Source organism: Azospirillum sp. UENF 111221 (genome assembly GCF_058780625.1).
This window is the reverse complement of record NZ_JBSNCH010000001.1, coordinates 615,771-634,559: the sequence shown is the minus strand read 5'-3', so window position 1 is coordinate 634,559 and position 18,789 is coordinate 615,771. Positions and strand designations below refer to the sequence as shown.

Below are 18,789 nucleotides of genomic sequence, written 5' to 3'. Positions count from 1 at the left end.
GCCGGCCTGCCGCACACTGGCGCCGGGAAAGGGAGTTCACGGGACCATGGTGCAGAATCGCGCGCTCAGGCGCTTCGACCAGGCGCAGCTCGATCAGGCGGTGCGCAAGCACGAGATGTTCCGCAACGCCCGTGTCGGCGGGGCGCGCGCCAATCTCTCCTTCTGCGATCTGTCCGGCCTGGATTTATCGGGGCGCGATCTGGCCCATGCCGATTTCGTCGGCGCCAGCCTGCGCGGCGCCGACCTGTCCGGTGCGCGGCTCGACTGCGCCTCCTTCTTCGTCGCCGACCTGCGGCAGGCCAATTTCGACGGCGCCAGCCTGATCAAGGCCGACCTGCGCGGCGCCTGCCTGCGTGGCGCCATCCTGGTCGGCGCCAACCTGTTCGAGGCGGATCTGCGCGACGGCTCCCTGGCCGAGAAGGACCGCTCCGGCCATCTGCACATGGTGCAGATCGAGTCCAGTCCGGCGGACGCCGACGGTGCCGATCTGTCCGGGGCCAACCTGACCAACGCCCGGATGTCGGGCATCATGGCGGTCCATACCGACTTCTCGGACGCGGTGATGCGCGGGTGCAAGCTGGTGCGGGCAACCATGCGCGGCGCCAATTTCACCGGCTCCAACCTGGAAGGGGCCGACCTGTCCGGTGCCGATCTGCGCGGCGCCTGTCTGCGCGGCGCGGTGCTGACCGGCGCCACCATGGTGATGGCCGACCTCACCGACGCCGACGTGGAAGAGGCGCTGACCGACAAGCCGGTCGGCCGGGTGGTGGCCGAACTGGGGCGATCCCTGGAAGACCTGCTGGCCGACCATATGACCTGGGTGGGGTCGAGCGGGGCGCAGGGCGCGATGCTCGACCTGTCCGGTTTCGACCTGCGCCATGCGCCGTCGCTGGCCCACATGTGCCTGACCATGCTGCGCGCGGCCGGGGCGACGCTCTACGGCCTGGACCTCTCCGGCGTGCAGATGCAGGCCGCGGTGCTGGACCGCGCCGACCTGCGCGGCGCCAAGCTGACGGACGGCGACCTGCGCGGCATCAGCCTGCGGAACGCCAAGCTGAACAATGCCGATCTGCGCAACGTCAACCTGCGCCCCCTGGTGTTCGACGAGCAGCGGTCCCGCCCGGCCGACCTGTCGGGAGCCAAGCTGCGTTATGCCGATCTCAGCGGCGCTTGCCTGCGGTCGGTCAATCTCGGCAATGCCGATCTGTCCTTCGCCAACCTGCGCGGCTGCGACCTCGCCAGGACCGATCTGACCGGCGCCAAGCTGTTCGGCGCCAAGCTGGAACGCCGTGCCCTGGACGAGGGGGTGATCCTGGACGGCGTCGCCGGGCTCAAGACTTAGGCGGCCGCCCGCGCCAGCTTCTGGGTCAGCCGGCGCAGTTCCAGGGCGGCCCGGTCGGCGATCCGCTGCGCCTCCACCAGCACGCCGGTGAGGTCGCCGACCTCCGGCGCGATCTCGGCCGCTGCATCGGACATCGCGTCCAGTTCGGCAGCGGCCTTTTCGATCAGCCCGGTCACGACGCCGGCGGCACCGGCGGTGGAGTCGAAGCCAGCCATCTCAGTTTCCCTTTTAAAAATATGGGTATTCGGAGTGTGTCGCAATCCGCCTCCTTGCGCAACGGCTTCTGCCGCGCTGCACCCATCGCCGATGGATTGCCGGGGGAAGTGCCCGCTTGCACGGCCTGCTGTGGCGGCGGTACACACGGGAAGGCTGCCTGGAGTGGAAGGGTCAAGACGATGCCGGGAACGGTTCCATCCGACCGCGTGACCGCGGCCGCCGCAGCACTGACGGTCTTTCTCACCGACCGGCAAATCGACGCCGGCAAGCTCAACCGCTTCACCGCGCTTTGCGACGAGATCCGCCGGGCCATGGAGTTCGACGGCCGGATGGAGCTTGCCGAACGGCTTGAGCGCGACACGCCGGTGAACGACACGATCCGGCTGCGTTCCGTGCTGTTCCATTTGACCGGCGATCTCTATCATCTGGAGCGCATCCTTCATTACCTGATCCTTGGCGGCGACAGCGCCGATCCGGCGGCGCTGCACTACACCCACTGGTGCATCTCGCGGCAGCTGTTCCTGGGAACCGCCAGCGGCGAGAAGATGGCGACCTTCGTCGCCTGCGACCTGTTCCGCTATTACACGGCGATGGTCAGGCAGATCGCGCGGCGCTGGGGGTTGACACCGGCGCGGGCGGCCTTTCGCGACGGGCCGATCCGCCGCGTCGCGGTGGTCACCAACCAGTTCACCAACCAGGGACACCAGCCGACCCGCGATTGTTTCGATTTCGCCGCCCGCATGCAGGACGATTTCGGGCTGGACGTCGCCATCATCAACGTCAACGGCATGCCCGCCAGGGTCGAGAATGTCTTCATCCCGCCGATGGTGGCAGAGGTCGCGGCCGATCTGGACGGCGTCTACGCATTGAAGATGTTCGGCCGGCAGGTGAAGGTCGCCTCCTTCACCGAACCGGCCTTCAGCCAGGACAAGCTGCGCGTCATCGTGGACGCCATCGACGGCTACGATCCGGATCTCATCGTCGCCTTCGGCGGAATCCAACATCGTCGCCGACCTGTACGCGGAGGCCGATGCCCGGCCGGTCGTCGCCATCCCCACGACCTCCAGCATCACCGTCTCGCTCGCCCACATCGTGCTGGGGTACGAGGAGAACGACCATACCCGCTCCATCCCGGCCCTCTACCGCGCGCCGTTCGCCCGCCGCTTCCGCCCCTTCACCTTCGGTTTCACGCCGCCGCCGTCCGACGGCAAGCGCGTCGAAACCGGCTTCCCCGACGACACCGTCCTCTTCGCGGTGGTCGGCACCCGTCTGGACCTGGAGGTGGGGGAGGACACTCTGGAGCTGTTCGACGAGATCCTGGAGCGCTGCCCGGACGGCGCTCTGGTCTTCGCCGGCGAAGTGAAGGAACTGCCGGGCCGCCTTGCCGCCTTGCGCAATCGGGACCGCATGCGCTGCCTCGGCCATGTCCCCGACATCCGCGCCTTCTATGCCCGCTGCCATGTCTTCCTCAATCCGCCGCGCCAGGGCGGCGGCGGCGGCGCCTCCTATGCCCTGGCGGAGGGGGTGCCGGTGATCAGCTATGGCTCGGGCGACGTCGCCAGCAATGCCGGCCCGGCGTTCTGCGTGCCCGACCGCGACGCCTATCTGGCGCGTGCCGTGGCGCTCGCCACCGATGCCGAGGCCCTCGCCGAGGCCAAGCTTGCGGCCAAGGCGCGCTTCGTCGAGATCGGCGACCGCACCCGCTGTGTCGAACGGCTGCTCGCCTATGGCGAGGAGGCGCGGGCCCTGCTGCGCGGCGGACCGGCCACCGGAAATTAACCTTCCTTCATGATTTCGTGAAAGACTGGGTCCGTCAGACCGATCCGATTGGAATACCTGCCCGTGTCGAATGCCGCTCCAGGCCATGCCAACGGCCGTCTCCCCAGCCGACCGCCGATGTCCATCGCGGGGCGCCCGATTGGGCAGGGTCATCCGCCCTACCTGATCGCGGAGATGTCGGGGAACCACAATGGCGACCTCGGCCGTGCCCTGGCGCTGGTGGACGCGGCGAAGGAGGCGGGGGCCGACGCGGTCAAGCTGCAGACCTACACCGCCGACACCATCACCATCGCCCATGACGGTCCCGGCTTCCGGCTGGAGGGCGGGCTCTGGGACGGACGCACCCTGCACGACCTCTACCGCGAGGCGCACACCCCGTGGGATTGGCATGCGCCCCTGTTCGAGCGGGCGCGGTCGCTCGGGCTGACCATCTTCAGCTCTCCCTTCGACGAGACCGCCATCGAACTGCTGGAGGATCTCGACGCCCCGGCCTTCAAGATCGCCTCCTTCGAGGTGATCGACCTTCCCCTGATCCGCCGCGCCGCACGGTCCGGCAAGCCGCTGATCATCTCCACCGGCCTTGCAACGCTGGGCGAGATCGAGGAGGCGGTGGCCGCAGCGGGCGATGTCCCGCTCGCCCTGCTGCACTGCGTCAGCGGCTATCCCACCCCTCCGGAGGATTGCAACCTCCGGACCATCGCTCACCTGGCCGAGGCTTTCGGCGGCGTCACCGCCGGCCTGTCCGACCACAGCCAGGGCATCGCCGTGCCGGTCGCCGCCGCGGTCATGGGTGCGACGGTGATCGAGAAGCACTTCACCCTGTCGCGCGCCGACGGCGGTGTCGACAGCGCCTTTTCGCTGGAGCCGGCGGAATTCAGGGCGATGGCCGACGCCGTGCGCACGGCGACCGCCGCCATGGGCCGCGTCGATTACGGGGTGAAGCCCAGCGAGGCCGGCGGTCGCGACTATCGCCGTTCCCTCTATGTCGTTGCCGACGTCGAGGCGGGGGAGCCGCTGACCGCCGCCAATGTCCGCTCCATCCGCCCCGGCTTCGGGATGGCGCCCAGGCATCTGCCCGACGTGCTGGGCCGCCGCGCCGTCCGCCGCCTGCACCGGGGAGAGCCGCTGGGCTGGGACATGCTGGCACCTCCAGGGGAGGGGCCGCATGGCTAAGACCCCGAGCAAGCAGAGGACCGTCGCCATCTCGCAGGCGCGCATGACCTCGACCCGGCTGCCGGGCAAGGTGCTGATGCCGGCCGCCGGCCGCCCGCTGCTGGCCCATCATCTGGAGCGGCTGTCCCGCGCTCCCGGCCTGGATGCGGTGGTGCTGGCGACGACGGTGAATGCCGCCGACGACCCGGTGGTGGAGTGTGCGCAGGGACTTGGCGTCACCGTCTTCCGCGGCGACGAGCAGGATGTGCTGGGCCGCTTCGCCGGTGCCGCCGCATCGGCCGAAGCCGATCTGGTCGTGCGCGTCACCGCCGACTGTCCGCTGATCGACCCGGCGCTGGTCGGCCGCCTGATCGCCGCCTTCCAGGACGGCCAGCCGCTGGACTATCTGTCGATCGACAGCACGCGCTATCCGCGCGGTCTGGACGCCGAGATCTTTCCGCGCCGTCTGCTGGACGAGGCAGCGGCGAACGCCACCGACCCGGTGGAGCGGGAGCATGTCACCCCCTACCTCTACCGCCGCCCCGACCGGTTCCGGCTGGGGACGGCGCTGGTGCCCGACCTGCCGCTGGACAGCGATCTGGAAGGCCAGCGCTGGTGCGTGGACGAACCCGCCGACTACGAGCTGGTGCGCCGCCTGCTGGAGGCGCTCCTGCCGGCCAACCCCGTCTTCGGCTGGCAGGATTGTTGCAAAACTCTTCGTGACCACCCCGATTGGGTGGACATCAACCGCTCGGTCCGGCAAAAGTCGCTGCACTGACCCGGTCTCGGTTCGACCAAGGAGAAAAACTGATGGATCGCAACGAATTCCTGCTCGCTCTTGACGAGATGCTCGAACTGGATCCCGGTACGCTGAGCGGCGAGGAGGCCCTGGAATCGCTGGAGGCCTGGGATTCGCTGGCGGTCATCAGCTTCATCGCGCTGGTGGACGAGAAGACCGGCGTCGTGGTCGAAGGCGAGAAGCTGGCCAAGGCCAAGACGGTGGGCGATCTGCTGGCCCTGGCGGGTGCGCCGGTCACGGCCTGAGCGGTGCCCATTCCCCGGCCTGTCTCAGCCCGCCCCGTTTCGGCCGGTCCTGTATCGGAAGGAAGCCGCCTGCGCGCCGGTGTCGCCACCGTCGCAGGCGGCCCAGCCGCTTATCTTTCGGTGGGCAGCGGCGGCGTGCCCGTGCTGCTTCTGCATGGCTTCGCCGGCGACCGCCTGACCTGGCAGTTCAACCTGTCGGCCCTGTCGTCGCGGCGGCGTGCCATCGCCGTCGACCTGCCGGGCCATGGCGGATCGACGCCCGATGTCGGCAGCGGCCTGGTTTCCGACTTCGCGCCGTGGCTGGTCGAATTCCTCGACGGGCTGGAACTGCCGCGCGTGCATGTGGTCGGCCATTCGATGGGCGGCTATGTCGCGCGCGAGCTGGCGAGGCTGGCGCCCGACCGCGTAGCGAGCCTGACCCTGCTGTCCAGCGCCGGCCTGGGCACGGCTTTCGATCTGGACTTCCTGCGTCGGGCCATGGCTCCCGCCGACGTGGCGGAAGGACGTGCCTGTGCCGAACGGCTGTTCGCCGGCCCCTCGCCGCTGATTCCCCGCTTCGGCGAGGTGCTGCATGCGCAGGGCGCCGACCCGGTCCGCCGCGCCGGATTCGAGCGCATCGTCGCGACGTCCTTCGCCGCCCATGCCGGCGGTGGAGCGCCGGTGGACTGGAGCGCCTATCCGATGCCGATCCAGGTGCTGTGGGGCCGCGAGGACCGCATCATCCCGATGCCGCCGGCCGACTGGCTGCCGCCGGACGCACCCTACCGGGTGTTCGACAAGGCCGGCCACCTGCCGCATATCGAGGCCGCCAGCCCGGTGACCGCCGCCATCCGCAGCTTTCTGGACGGCTGCGACGACGGTCGATCCGGGCCGTCCGATCCGTTGAGTTGAACCGACCATGACCGACAGCATCTTCGCCCTGATCGCCGAGGAACTCGGCCGCATCGCCGCCGACAAGGGGGAGGCGCTGCCGCCCCTGACGGCGGACAGCCGTTTCCTCGACGGCGATCTGCCCATCGATTCCCTCGACCTCGCGACGCTGCTGGTGGTGCTGGAACAGCGGACCGGCCAGGATCCCTTCCGCGAGGGCTTCCGCCAATTCACCACCGTCGGCGAACTGGCGGCGCTCTACACCGTCCCGGCATGACCGGCCGCCGCCCCGACTGGCTCCACCCCGCCTTCCGCCTGATCGAAGGGGAGGACAGCTTCGTCTGGGCGGATCTCGCCGAACTCCCGGTTCCGGCGGGCGGCGTCGTGCAGGCCGACCGGCCGTCGCGCGTGCTGGCCGCTCTGGCGGCGGCCGAAGCGGCGGGGCAGGGCGTTCTGCTGGCCCGTGGCGCAGCGGATCCGGAGGGTTGGCAGCCGGGGCCGGGCTTCACCGTCACGCTGGAGAGTTCCGGCACCACCGGCACGCCCAAGCGCCTGCGCCATTACTTCGCCGGTTTGCGCGGCCGGCTGCGCGGCGCGACGGAGGGGGCGCGCGCTGGCTGCTGACCTACGATCCCGGCGCCTTCGCCGGTCTTCAGGTGATGCTGACCGCAGCGGCGGCCGGGGCTCTGCTGGTCGCAGTGCCCGGTGGCAGTGGCGGCACGGTCGCCGCCCTGGCGCAAGCCGCGCGCCGCCATGCCGTGACCCATGTCAGCGGCACGCCCAGCTTCTGGCGGGCCTTCCTGATGGCGCTCGGCGATGCGGAACTGCCGCTGGCGGCGCTGACGCTGGGGGGCGAGGCCGCCGACCAGCCGCTGCTCGACCGGCTGGCGGCGCGGTTCCCCGATGCCCGGCTGCGCCATATCTACGCGTCGACCGAGGCCGGTGCGTTGTTCGCCGTCGCCGACGGCCGTGCCGGCTTTCCCGCCGCATGGCTGGACGATGCGCCCGACAGGTTGGCGCTCCGCATCGTCGACGGCGTGCTGGAGGTGCGCAGCCCGCGCGCCGCCTCCGGAGCGGCCGACTGCGAGGGCTGGCTGTCCACCGGCGATCTGGTGGAACGCCAAGGCGACCGTGTGCTGTTCGCCGGCCGTCTCGACGGGCTGGTCAATGTCGGTGGTGTGAAGGTCTCCGCCGAAGCGGTGGAACGCCGCCTGCTCGCGGTCGACGGGGTGGCCGATGCCATGGTCGTTGCCGTGCCGAGTCCGATCACCGGCCATCTGCTGACCGCCACCATCGTGGCGGCACCGGGCGTGGACGAGGCGACGTTGCGCACCGGCCTGCGCGCCGCCGCCGCCGATCTGCCCCCTGCTGCCCGCCCGCGCGCCCTGACCTTCGCCGACCATATCCCGCTGAGCGCGGCGGGCAAGAAGAGCCGAAAGGGACCACAATGACCGCTGCCCATCCGACCGTGGAGGATGGCTCCCGGACCAAGCGGCACATCATCGTCACTGGTGGCAGCCGCGGCCTCGGCCTTGCGTTGGTTGAGGCGTTGCTGGCCGACGGCTGCCGGGTCTCCACCTGCAGCCGCGCCCCGTCGGAGGCGCTGGAGCGGCTGGCCGGCCCCGACCTGTTCTGGCACCCCTGCCGGATCGGCGATGGGGCGGAGGTCCGCGCCTTCTTCGACGCCGCTGTCGCCTGGGGCGGCAATTCGCCGCTGTGGGGGCTGGTCAACAATGCCGGCATCGCCCGCGAAGGCGTGCTGGCGACCTTTCCGGAGGTCGATGCCGAGGCGGTGATCCAGACCAACCTCACCGGGGCGCTCCAGGCGGCCCGCGCCTTTCTGCGCGCTAAGCTGGCGGCCCGCGGGGCGGGCGCACAGGGTGGTCGCATCGTCAACATCTCCTCCATCATCGGACAGCGCGGCTATGTCGGTCTGGCCGCCTATTCGGCGTCGAAGGCCGGGCTGGACGGGCTGACCCGGGCGCTGGCACGGGAGGTCGGGCGGCGGGCGATCACCGTCAATTCGGTGGCGCCGGGCTATCTCGACACCGAGATGTCGGGCAGCCTGTCCGACGGGCAGCGCGACCAGATCGTGCGCCGCACGCCGCTGGGCCGACTGGGCACTGCGGCGGACGTGGTGCCGCTGGTCCGTTTCCTGCTGGGCGACGGCGGTGGCTTCATCACGGGTCAAACCCTTACAGTGGACGGCGGCATCACCTGCTGAGGCCGCATGTGACGCTGCAGGAAAACGGGGGAGGCGGAGATGGTCGCCAGCCGGATCGACGGCGTGTGCGTACGCGGCATCGTCGGCTGCGTGCCGGAGGGGCGTGAGACGGTTGCGGATTCTCGCCCGCCGGTTCGGCGAGGAGGGGGCCCGCAAGGTCGCCGCCGCCACCGGGATCGAGGAGCGGCGGATCGTTGCCCCCGGCCAATGCACCAGCGACCTTGCCGAGGCCGCCGCCCGCCGCTTGTTCGACGGGGTGGGGTGGGAGCCCGGCAGCATCGACCTGCTGGTTCTGGTGACCCAGACCCACGACCAGACGCTGCCCGGCACAGCGTCGCTGCTGCACCGGCGGCTCGGGCTGCGCAAGGGCGCGGCGGTGCTCGACATCACCCATGGATGCTCCGGCTTCGTCTATGGGCTGTGGGTCGCCGGCGGGATGCTGAAGCCGGCCGGACGGCGGGCGCTGCTGCTGGTCGGCGACACCACCTCGCGGCTGATCGACCCGGAGGACCGGGCGGTCGCTCCGCTGTTCGGCGATGGGGCAGCTGCGGTGGCGCTGGAGCTTGACGACAGGGCGGACCCGATCTCCTTCGACCTGGGCAGCGATGGGGCCGGCGCACCCTATCTGGCGGCCGACGGCGGGGCGATGCGCCATCCGGACCGGCCGGCACGCCTGTTCATGGACGGGACCCAGGTCTTCGCCTTCACCCTGCGCGAAGTGCCGGGAAGCGTGCGTGCCGCGCTCGACGATGCCGGCTGGACCACGGACATGGTCGACCACCTTGTCCTGCATCAGGCCAACGCCCAGATGATCCGCCATCTGGGCCAGAAACTTGGCGTTGCCGCCGACCGCACCGTCGTCGCCCTGCGCGAGGTTGGCAACACCAGTTCCGCCTCCATTCCCCTGGCCCTTGCCGCTTCGCTGGCCGACAGCCTGACCGCCGGCCCTCGCCGTCTCCTGCTGTCCGGCTTCGGCGTCGGCTGGTCCTGGGGCAGTGCTGCGCTCGTCGCCGGGCCGCTGGCTGTGTGCGAAACGGTTGTCCTGCCCGGCAGGAAATGCCCGGCAGAATCTGCCGCCCCGGCAAGCCCTGCCGCCTGACCGGCAGAATTTGCCGGAAGCTAGGCAAAATTTGCCGGGTCGCTTCCTGCCCACCGGCACGGATTGCCAAGGAAACCCGGCAAATTTGAACTGGCCCGCTTTTTGCCTACCCCTTTGGCGGGGGAATTAGTCCCCTTCCGGTTCAAGCGCCTCGAAAGCAGTGCGCTTCCGGACATTGATCCTCCAAAGGAGTGGCTACCATGGCCGGCAACGTTACCCTGTCTTCTTCCATGCGGACCAACCTCCTGCAGCTGCAAAGCACGCAGGAGCAGATCAACAAGAAACAGAACATCCTGTCGACGGGCAACAAGGTCAACACCGCCCTCGACGGCCCGACCGCCTTCTTCTCGGCCAAGGGTCTGAACCAGCGCGCCGGCGACCTGACGTCGCTGAAGGACGCGATGGGCCAGTCGATCAGCACCATCCAGGCCGCCGACAAGGGCCTGACCTCGATCGATTCCATGGTCGACCAGGCCAAGGGCCTGACCACCGCCGCCTATGCGGCGCTCGGCAACGATGCCGCCTCCGTCGCCACCCGCAAGTCGCTGGCCGCCCAGTTCAACACCCTGCGCGGCCAGATCGACAAGCTCGCCGCCGACAGCGGTTACGGCGGTAAGAACCTGATCGCCGGCAACGGCATGAGCATGGAAAGCACCAGTGCGTCCCGTGCCGCCGTGAACAGCATGACCGGCGTCGACAACGCCCGCGTCACCAACGTGCAATCGGCCGACACCTACTCGATCCGCGTCAAGGGCGACGGCTCGATCGAAGGCAAGACCGCCGACATCTCCAGCGCGGAAAATGCGCACGGCTTCACCGGCCTGAAGCTGTCGGGCACGATGTCCGGCTCGTCGGGCAGCTTCTCCGACGTCCAGATCGAGGTGCGCGGCGCCAACGGCCGTTCCCGCGACTTCATCGTTTCGGACGGCACCGAGAGCCGCACGATCTCCTACTTCGACAACACCCAGACCACCTCGACCGCCCTGACGACGGCCGCCAAGACCGGTTCGGCCCAGGTGTCGACGGTGAATATCGGTGGGACCATCGAAGAAGGCGACATCTTCACCATCACGGTGGAAGGCCAGTCCTTCAGCTACACCGCCACCAAGGGCGACGTCGCCGTCGGCCAGAACGCTTCGGCCCAGGTGGCCACCCAGCTGCGGGCCTCGATCAGCACGGCCCTGACCGGTTCCGGCCGCCTGGTCGGCAAGGACGTCGCCTCCGCAACCGTCACCGCAACCGGCACGATCACCCTCACCGGCAACGCCACGGCCGGCGCGGTGACCGACTTCACGCTGACCTCCAGCGCCACCAACGCGCTGACCAAGAAGATTTCGGAAAGCTTCGCGTCGGGCACCATCGTGTCCTTCACGGTCGACCGCCGCCTGCTGGAAGCGGCCAACAACCAGGGCAACGGCATCTCGACCATCGAGAAGAAGGTCGACCTGCAAATCCAGGTCACCAACTCCAACGGTGCCCAGGTCACCCGTGACGCCATGAACGACAAGGGCGACGGCAAGCTGACAGGGGGCGATCAGGCATTCGCCTTCGACAGCGGCACGGTGCACATGGACATCGATGCGAAGACGATCAAGAAGGCGGCTTCGGCCAACTGCTCGGCCAACATCGTCACCAAGCAGATTTCCGACGCCAACTCCAAGAACGACATCACCGTCCAGCTGAACGAGACGAACACGAACGCGATCACGGTGAACGCGGTCAACCTGACCACCAGCGGTCAGGGTCTGAAACTCGACGAAGCGCAGAACGGCTGGACGGACCGCGCGGACATCGACAAGGCGGTGGCCGGCCTCGACAACGCGAAGGCGACGATCCGTTCGGCCTCGCAGAACCTGTCGACCAACCTGAACATCATCACGACCCGCGAGAACTTCACCAAGGAGTTCAGCGACGTGCTGACGGAAGGCGCCAGCAAGCTGACGCTGGCCGACCAGAACGAGGAAGGCGCCAGCCTGCTGATGCTGCAGACCCGCCAGCAGCTGGGCACCATCGCCCTCTCGCTCGCCAACCAGTCGCAGCAGTCGATCCTGCGTCTGTTCTAAGGCGTAGAGTTCCGACGGCAAGTTCGGGTAGGATCACGCCCGGCGGGCGGCGGCATCAGGCCGCCGCCCGTTTCTTTTGGGCCGGACCGGTCCGGCAAAGGCCGGACGGCAACGGCCTACAAGCCCCGGGTTCCCCACTCATGCCACTCAAGTTCGTGCTTCGTCCCAACGAGAAGGTCATCATCAACGGTGCCGTCATCGGTGCCGGCGACCGTCCGGGTTCGTTCTTCCTCTACAACACCGCCAATTTCCTGCGCGGGCGTGAGGTTCTGAAGGAAGAGCAGATCGATTGCATCGAGAAGAAGCTCTATTTCGTCATTCAGCTCGTCTACATCTTCCCGGAAGATTCGACGCTGAATCTTCAACGCTTCGCTTCGATCTTGGACGAAACCCGCGAGGCGCGGCCGGACGCTTCCAAGACGTTGGACGAGATCACGCGTCTTGTCGAAAGCCGCAATTATTATCGGGCGCTCAAGCTCTGCCGCAAGTTGTTCAAAACGGCGGATGGCGGATCGCTGGATGGCGGTCTGGCCGACAGTGCCGCCGGCGACGATGAAGACCCACCGACCACCGATCGGACGCCGTGACCGTCGCCGAGCTGCTCGACGCCGCATTGCCGCTGCATCGCGCCGGCCGCCTTGCCGAGGCGCTGGCGCATTACCGCCGCATCCTGACCGATGATCCGGCGCATGCCGACGCACTGCACCTGTCGGCGATCATCGCCCACCAGACCGGCCGTACCGCGGAGGCTCTGGCCAATCTGGGGGCCGCGCTGGCGGTGCAGCCCGGCTTCGCCACGGCCTACAACAGCCTCGGCAATGTCCTGGCCGATCTCGGCATGCTGGAGGAGGCGCTGGCCGCCTATGTCGTCGCAATCCGGCAGAACGACCGCTATGTCGAGGCCTACAACAACCGCGCCACCGTGCTTCAGCGCCTCGGCCGGCGGGATGAGGCGGCGGAGGCCTATGCCCGTGCGCTGACCATGGGGCCGGACAACCTGACGGCACGCTTCAATTACGGCGTGCTGCAACGGGAATTGGGCCAGATTTCTCCGGCAGCCAACGCCTTCTATGCGGTGGTGCAGGCCGACCCCTCCCATTCCGCCGCATGGCGGCACCTGGCGGTCTGTTTGCGGAACTTGGGCCATCCCGATGCGGAGGCCTGTCTGCGCCGCGCGCTGCAGGATGCGCCGGGCGATAAGGAACTTTCGCTGGAACTGGGCGCCCTGCTGAACAGCCGTGGCGACCACGAGGCGGCCCGCGGCATCCTGGCTGCGGCGGTTGCGGCACATCCCGGCAATGCGCAGCTGCACTTCAGCTACGGCACCGCCCTTCAGGGCACGCGGTGCCTGAGGGATGCGGTGGTGCAGTTCCGTCTGGCGCTGGACCGCGAACCGGCGATGCAGGGGGCCTGCAACAATCTGGGCGTGGCCTTGCTCGAACTGGGAGAGATGGGCCCGGCGACCCTGGTGCTCCGCCGGGCGGTGGCGCTCAGTCCCGGCGATGCCATGGTGGTGAACAACCACGGTACGTCGCTGGAAAGCCGCTACGACCTGGAAGCCGATTCCGAAAGGCCGGCGCGCTGGTATCGGCGAGCCCTGCGGCTCCGTCCCGATTATGGAAAGGCTCTGGTCAATCTTGCCGGCATCCATATTTTGCGGCGCGAACTCCACCATGCCGAACGTCTTTATCACAGCGCGGCAGTGGCCGACCCGCGCAGCGTGGAAACCTTTGTCAATCTCGGCGGCCTGCTGCTCGACCGCGACGACCTTTCCCAGGCGGGTCGGATGTACCGGCGAGCCCTGGCGATCAACGCCGGCAACCCTGCCGCGCTGACCGGTTACGGTCTGGTCCTGCAAAGGCTCGGGCGCATCGGCGAGGCGGAGGCCGCGCACCGGCGTGCACTGGAGATCGACGGGAGGCATGCGGAGGCGGCCGGCAACCTCGGCATGATGCTCTGGCAATGCCATCAGGACGATACCGCGGCCGAACCCTGGATGGACCTTGCCCTGTCGGTCAATCCGTCGCTCAACACCGCGCATCTCAACCGCGGCATGCTGCGGCTTTCCCGCGGCGATCTGCCCGGTGGCTGGGACGGCTACCGTCGGCGGTTCTGGGCGAAGGGCTATGTGAACCGGCGGATCGCCGCCCCGCTGTGGCAGGGGGAAAATCCCGCCGGGCGCCGCCTGCTCGTCTGGCGGGAACAGGGGGTCGGCGATGAGATCATGTTCGCTTCCTGCTACCCGTCGCTGATCGGACGGGCCGGGCATGTGGTGATCGAATGCGACCGCCGGCTGGTGCCTTTGTTCGCGCGCTCCTTCCCCAGGCGACAGTCAGGGCGGAATCGGTCGATGCCGCCGGCGGTGAAACCATCCAACCGCCGGACGTCGATGCCCATATCCCGGCGGGCGACCTGCCGTGTCATCTGCGCGCCAGCCTGTCCGGTTTCGACGGGCAAACGCCCTGGCTGTTGCCGGACCCGACGCTGGTGGAACAGTGGCGGGAGCGGCTGGCGGCGCTGGGGACTGGCTTGAGGGTCGGCATCGGCTGGCGCAGCCAGATGATGACGTCGGAGCGCACGGCCGCCTACGTGATGCTGGAGCACTGGGGGCCGCTGTTCGCCGTGCCCGGCCTGGTCTTCGTCAATCTGCAGTATGGCGAGTGCGAAGAGGAAGATCCGGGCGGCGGAGGAGCGCTTCGGCGTGACCATCCACCGCTGGGCCGATCTGAACCTGAAGGACGATTTCGATGGCGCGGCGGCGCTGACCGTCAACCTCGATCTGGTGATCTCGCCGGCGATGTCGGCGGGGGAGCTGGCCGGTGCGCTGGGGGTTCCGATCTGGCGCTTCGGTGCCCGCGACTGGACCCAGTTGGGCAGCGGGGTTCGGCCCTGGTTCCCGACCATGCGCCTGTTCCAGCCTACTCCCGGCGAAGCTCTGGACGGGACGCTCGCCCGGATGGCGAAGGAGTTGCAGCGCATGGCATCCGGCAGGCCGCCGGTCCAGCAGGCAGCCCGGCAAACGGCCCCGCAAACGGCCATGCTGGCGCCCGCCAAGCCGGATCCCGACGGCGACCGGAAGATGGCGGAAGCCATCGCCCAATACCGTGCCGGCGACTTTGCACTGGCGGAGGCCCTGGTGCAGCAACTTCTCGACAGGGTACCTGGCCATTCGGTCGCCCTGCATCTGGGCGGTGTGCTGGCCAAGCGGCACGGTTCGCTGGAGAAGGCGCAGGATTTGCTGGTCCGGGCTTCCGCCGCCGACCCGCACAACGCCTCGGCCCATGCCGCCCTGTGCGAAGTCCAACAGGGGATGGGCCAGTTGGAAGCGGCCGACCGTGCGTCCCGTGCCTGTGTCGCCGCACAGCCGGACGGTGCCGGCCATTGGGTAAACCGGACGGCGCTGCTCCGCCGCACCGGGCAGGTGGCGGCCGCCCGGTCCGCCATCGTCCGCGCATTGCGCCTGCGCGCCGATCTGGCGCCCGCTCTGGGGCATCTGGCCGAACTGGCCGACACCCCTGGGGATGCGGTGAGGGTCCATCGCATTGCGGTCAGCCTGACGCCGGGAACGGCCGATGCCCTCAGCAATCTCGGCGGCGCCCTCCACAAGCTTCTCCGCTTCGACGAGGCGGCGCGAATGCTGGAGCGTGCGACCCGCTGCGACCCCGGCCTTGCCGTTGCCTGGACCAACCGCGGCAATGCCCTGGAAGCGATGGGCCGGATTGCGGAAGCGGAGAACTGCCACCGGACCGCCATCGAGCTTGCGCCGTCATTGGCCGATGCGCACGGCAACCTTGCCTATCTGTTGAAACGGCATGGCCGGCGGGAGGAGGCACTTGCCGCCTTCGATGCGGCACTGGAGGCCGACCCCAAGCACGCGCAGGCGCGATACAACCGCTCCCTTCTGTTGCTGGAAACGGGCGCCTTGCGTGCCGGCTGGGCCGATCATGACTGGCGCTTCGCCACGCCGCAGTTCCAGGACCAGCGGCGCCGGCTGACCATGCGGGCGTGGCGCGGCGAGAACATCGCCGGGCGACGGCTGCTGGTGTGGCGGGAGCAGGGGGTGGGCGACGAGATCCTGTTCGCCTCCTGCTATGAGGAGGCGATGCGGCGCGCCGGTCGCCTAGTGATCGAATGCGACCGCCGGCTGGTGCCGCTTTTTGCGCGGTCCTTCCCCGGCGCCGATGTCAGGCCGGAGAGTGCCGACCCGCGCGACGCCGATCTCCAGATCGCCGCCGGAAGCCTGCCGCGCCTGCTGCGTGCCGACCTGAAGCGCTTTCCCGCCCGAACATCCTGGCTGGTGGCGGACGCGGCGCTGGTGGAGCGGTGGCGGCAGCGGCTGGCGGCGCTGGGTCCGGGCCTGCGGGTCGGTATCGGCTGGCGCAGCCAATTGATGACCGCCGACCGCAAGGCTTCCTACGTGATGCTGGAGCATTGGGGACCGCTGTTCGCCGTGCCCGGCCTGACCTTCGTCAATCTGCAGTATGGCGACTGCGAGGCCGAGATCCGGGCGGCGGAGGAGCGCTTCGGCGTGACCATCCACCGCTGGACCGATCTGAACCTGAAGGACGATTTCGATGGCGCTGCGGCGCTGACCGCCAACCTGGATCTGGTGATCTCGCCGGCGATGTCGGCGGGGGAACTGGCCGGTGCGCTGGGGGTTCCGGTCTGGCGCTTCGGCGGCCGCGACTGGACGCAACTTGCCACCGGCGCCCGCCCCTGGTTCCCGGCCATGCGGCTGTTCCAGCCCAATCCCGGCGAAGGGCTTGAGGCCGCGATTGCCCGGATGGCGAGTGCGTTGCGTGCCAACGCGACACCACGGGGCAGGGCGCCCAGTCCGGCAGTAATCGGGGCTGGGGAGGGTGACTCCGGGACCGCCGACGCCACAGATCCGGACCCCGACCCGGACAGGCTCCTGGAACTTGCGGTCGGCGCCCACCGTAGCGGTGCCTGGGAGCAGGCAGCTCCCCTCTATGAACGAGTGCTGGCAAGCCGCCCACGCGACCCGGTGGCCTTGCACCTCTCGGGCCTGCTCGCCCACCAGTCGGGCGCGTCGGCGCGAGGGGAGGGGCGCATCGCCGCTGCGGTCGCCGAGGCCCCCGAGTATGCGACGGCGCATATCAGCCTGGGGAATGTCCGTCTGGCGCTCGGGCGGGTGGAGCAGGCGGCGGCGAGTTTCCGGACCGCTCTGGCGGTCCAGCCCGACAGCGCGGCGGCCTTGACCAACCTCGGCAATGCACTCGACGCGCTGGAGCGGAGCGCCGCCGCGGCTGACCTTCATCGCAAGGCGGTCGCGGCCGACCCGGCTCTGGCGGAGGCACACGACAATCTCGGCGTCGCCCTCGCCCGGCTGGGCCGCTGGGCCGAGGCGGAGCGGGCGCATGCACAGGCGCTCCGTCGGACACCGGGTCTGGAAGCGGGGTGGATGAACCTGTCGGTGGCGCTTCGCCGCCTCGGCCGGCTGGATCCGGCGGAACGGGCAGGGCGCCGTGCCTTGGCGCTCGCCCCCGCCCTCGCCGACGCAATGGCGAACCGTGGCCGACTGCTGCGCGAACTGGGGGATGCCGCCGCGGCAGGTCCATGGTGCGCCCGCGCGCTGGCGGTTGAGCCCGGCCACGCGGCGGCGGCCTTCAACGGCGGATTGCTGGAGCTGACGGCCGGCCGGTTGGCGGGGGGCTGGGATGGCTATGACCGCCGCTTCGACACGCGCGACATGGCGGCGGCATTCCGGCGCCCCGGTGCCCCTCTCTGGGACGGCGGGCCTCTGTCGGGGAAACGCATTCTGGTCTGGCGTGAGCAGGGCATCGGCGACGAGCTGATGTTCGCACAGCGTTTGCCGGAGCTGGTTGCCCTGGCCGACCATGACGGCGGCCATGTCGTGGTCGAGTGCGATCCCCGCTTCGTGCCGTTGTTCGCCCGCTCTTTCCCAGAGGCAACGGTGCGTCCGGCCCCCGCCACGCCCGGCGAGCCGTCGTCCGACATCGACGCCCATGCCCCCATCGGATCGCTGTCGCGCCGATTGGGCGGCACCTTGCCCGACTTCGCCGCTCTGGGACCGGCCTTGCGCGCCGACCCGGCAGCAATCGAGACATGGCGGCGTCGCCTGTCCGGATTGGGTGACGGCCTGCGGGTCGGCATCACTTGGCGTAGCAGCCAGCTCGATCCCGACCGCATGCCCGATTACACGCGCATCGAGGATTGGCGGCCGGTGCTGACCTTGCCCGGCCTGATCCCGGTCAACCTGCAATATGGCGACTGCGAAACGGAACTGGCGGCGGCGCGCAGCACTTTCGGCTGCGCGCCGCATGACTTTGCCGACATCGACCTGCGCGACGATCTCGACGGTACGGCGGCGCTGATGTCGGCCCTGGATCTGGTGATCGCTCCGGCGACCTCCACCGGCGAACTGGCCGGAGCGCTCGGCGTGCCGGTCTGGCGGCTGGGACGCACGGGCGATTGGACGGCGCTCGGCACCGGTGTGCGGCCTTGGTTTCCGTCGATGCGGCTGTTCTGGACCGGTCCGGGCGAACGGGTGGCCGACCTCCTTCCCAAGGTGGCGGTGGAGCTTGAACGCTTCCGTCGGACCGGCGGCGGTTTCCGGGATCCGGACGTCAAAAGGCCGGGGTGAGGCGGTCCACCTCAACCCGGCCTTTAACCCCTATTCAAGGGTGAAGATCAAAGGTCGCTGCTGTGATTGGGGGGATCAATTCATCGGGCCGGGGCGCGTCAGGCGATCGATCTCTTCCTTGACGTGCAGCTTTTCGAGTTTGAGGCGCTTCACTGCGCTCTCATCCGGCCATGAGCGCTTCTCCTCGTCGAGGATCGCCCGGTCCAGACGCATGTGCTTTTCCTGCAGAGACGAAAGGCGAGCTTCAGTGTGCATGAGTCGCTCTCCATGTGATCAGTCCGCGTCCCGCCTCAATGTGACGGTCCGGTAACAGCAGTGTTCACCCATCCGAACCGCCGAACAACCTAAATCTTGCGTTTTATGCGGTCAAACCAT

17 protein-coding genes are annotated in these 18,789 nt (G+C 69.0%); 15 read left to right on the top strand and 2 right to left on the bottom strand.

The window, feature by feature from the left end; all coding sequences use genetic code 11:
• Positions 1-46 precede the first annotated feature (46 nt).
• Positions 47-1,342 carry a pentapeptide repeat-containing protein gene (locus ACWPN3_RS02855; RefSeq protein WP_109445362.1) on the top strand — a complete coding sequence of 432 codons (1,296 nt, stop codon included), beginning with the start codon at positions 47-49 and terminating at the stop codon, positions 1,340-1,342.
• On the opposite strand, the gene ACWPN3_RS02850 is transcribed toward ACWPN3_RS02855, so the two are convergent.
• Complete coding sequence (locus tag ACWPN3_RS02850) at positions 1,339-2,628, bottom strand: hypothetical protein (protein ID WP_492242596.1); 1,290 nt, start codon at positions 2,626-2,628, stop codon at positions 1,339-1,341. The two genes, ACWPN3_RS02855 and ACWPN3_RS02850, sit on opposite strands and share 4 nt — an antisense overlap.
• A gap of 22 nt (positions 2,629-2,650) precedes the next feature.
• Between ACWPN3_RS02850 and ACWPN3_RS02845 the strand changes: the two genes are divergently transcribed.
• From ACWPN3_RS02845 to ACWPN3_RS02780, 14 genes are all read left to right on the top strand, one after another.
• A complete protein-coding gene (locus ACWPN3_RS02845) occupies positions 2,651-3,337 on the top strand; it encodes a glycosyltransferase (protein ID WP_492242597.1) in 687 nt (228 codons plus the stop codon).
• Positions 3,338-3,454: 117 nt separating this feature from the next.
• Complete coding sequence (pseI, locus tag ACWPN3_RS02840; protein WP_492242598.1) at positions 3,455-4,510, top strand: pseudaminic acid synthase; 1,056 nt, start codon at positions 3,455-3,457, stop codon at positions 4,508-4,510.
• Positions 4,503-5,267 carry a cytidylyltransferase domain-containing protein gene (locus ACWPN3_RS02835; protein ID WP_492242599.1) on the top strand — a complete coding sequence of 255 codons (765 nt, stop codon included), beginning with the start codon at positions 4,503-4,505 and terminating at the stop codon, positions 5,265-5,267. Before pseI ends, ACWPN3_RS02835 begins: the two co-directional genes overlap by 8 nt.
• A 32-nt stretch (positions 5,268-5,299) precedes the next feature.
• Entirely contained in the window at positions 5,300-5,533 is a 234-nt protein-coding gene (locus ACWPN3_RS02830) for a phosphopantetheine-binding protein (protein ID WP_492242600.1), read from the top strand.
• 135 nt (positions 5,534-5,668) lie between these two features.
• Entirely contained in the window at positions 5,669-6,424 is a 756-nt protein-coding gene (locus ACWPN3_RS02825; protein ID WP_492242601.1) for an alpha/beta fold hydrolase, read from the top strand.
• A gap of 7 nt (positions 6,425-6,431) precedes the next feature.
• Positions 6,432-6,680, top strand: coding sequence for an acyl carrier protein (locus ACWPN3_RS02820; protein ID WP_109445356.1), 249 nt, complete (start codon positions 6,432-6,434; stop codon positions 6,678-6,680).
• On the top strand, positions 6,677-7,027 hold the full coding sequence (locus ACWPN3_RS02815; protein WP_492261064.1) for a hypothetical protein: 351 nt from the start codon (positions 6,677-6,679) through the stop codon (positions 7,025-7,027). The genes ACWPN3_RS02820 and ACWPN3_RS02815 overlap by 4 nt, the downstream gene beginning before the upstream one ends.
• A gap of 35 nt (positions 7,028-7,062) precedes the next feature.
• On the top strand, positions 7,063-7,854 hold the full coding sequence (locus ACWPN3_RS02810; RefSeq protein ID WP_492261063.1) for an AMP-binding enzyme: 792 nt from the start codon (positions 7,063-7,065) through the stop codon (positions 7,852-7,854).
• Positions 7,851-8,627 carry an SDR family NAD(P)-dependent oxidoreductase gene (locus ACWPN3_RS02805; RefSeq protein ID WP_109445354.1) on the top strand — a complete coding sequence of 259 codons (777 nt, stop codon included), beginning with the start codon at positions 7,851-7,853 and terminating at the stop codon, positions 8,625-8,627. Before ACWPN3_RS02810 ends, ACWPN3_RS02805 begins: the two co-directional genes overlap by 4 nt.
• Before the next feature lie 103 nt (positions 8,628-8,730).
• Positions 8,731-9,726: a ketoacyl-ACP synthase III gene (locus ACWPN3_RS02800; protein WP_492261062.1), complete on the top strand. Its 996-nt coding sequence runs from the start codon at positions 8,731-8,733 to the stop codon at positions 9,724-9,726.
• Between the two features lie 200 nt (positions 9,727-9,926).
• Complete coding sequence (locus tag ACWPN3_RS02795) at positions 9,927-11,789, top strand: flagellin N-terminal helical domain-containing protein (RefSeq protein WP_109445352.1); 1,863 nt, start codon at positions 9,927-9,929, stop codon at positions 11,787-11,789.
• Between the two features lie 140 nt (positions 11,790-11,929).
• Positions 11,930-12,376, top strand: a complete 447-nt coding sequence (locus ACWPN3_RS02790; protein ID WP_109445351.1) for a flagellar biosynthesis repressor FlbT — start codon at positions 11,930-11,932, stop codon at positions 12,374-12,376.
• Positions 12,373-14,322, top strand: a complete 1,950-nt coding sequence (locus tag ACWPN3_RS02785; RefSeq protein WP_492261061.1) for a tetratricopeptide repeat protein — start codon at positions 12,373-12,375, stop codon at positions 14,320-14,322. The genes ACWPN3_RS02790 and ACWPN3_RS02785 overlap by 4 nt, the downstream gene beginning before the upstream one ends.
• 120 nt (positions 14,323-14,442) lie before the next feature.
• Positions 14,443-18,414 carry a tetratricopeptide repeat protein gene (locus tag ACWPN3_RS02780; protein WP_492261060.1) on the top strand — a complete coding sequence of 1,324 codons (3,972 nt, stop codon included), beginning with the start codon at positions 14,443-14,445 and terminating at the stop codon, positions 18,412-18,414.
• A gap of 75 nt (positions 18,415-18,489) precedes the next feature.
• On the opposite strand, the gene ACWPN3_RS02775 is transcribed toward ACWPN3_RS02780, so the two are convergent.
• A complete protein-coding gene (locus tag ACWPN3_RS02775; RefSeq protein ID WP_109450190.1) occupies positions 18,490-18,669 on the bottom strand; it encodes a YdcH family protein in 180 nt (59 codons plus the stop codon).
• Positions 18,670-18,789 lie beyond the last annotated feature (120 nt).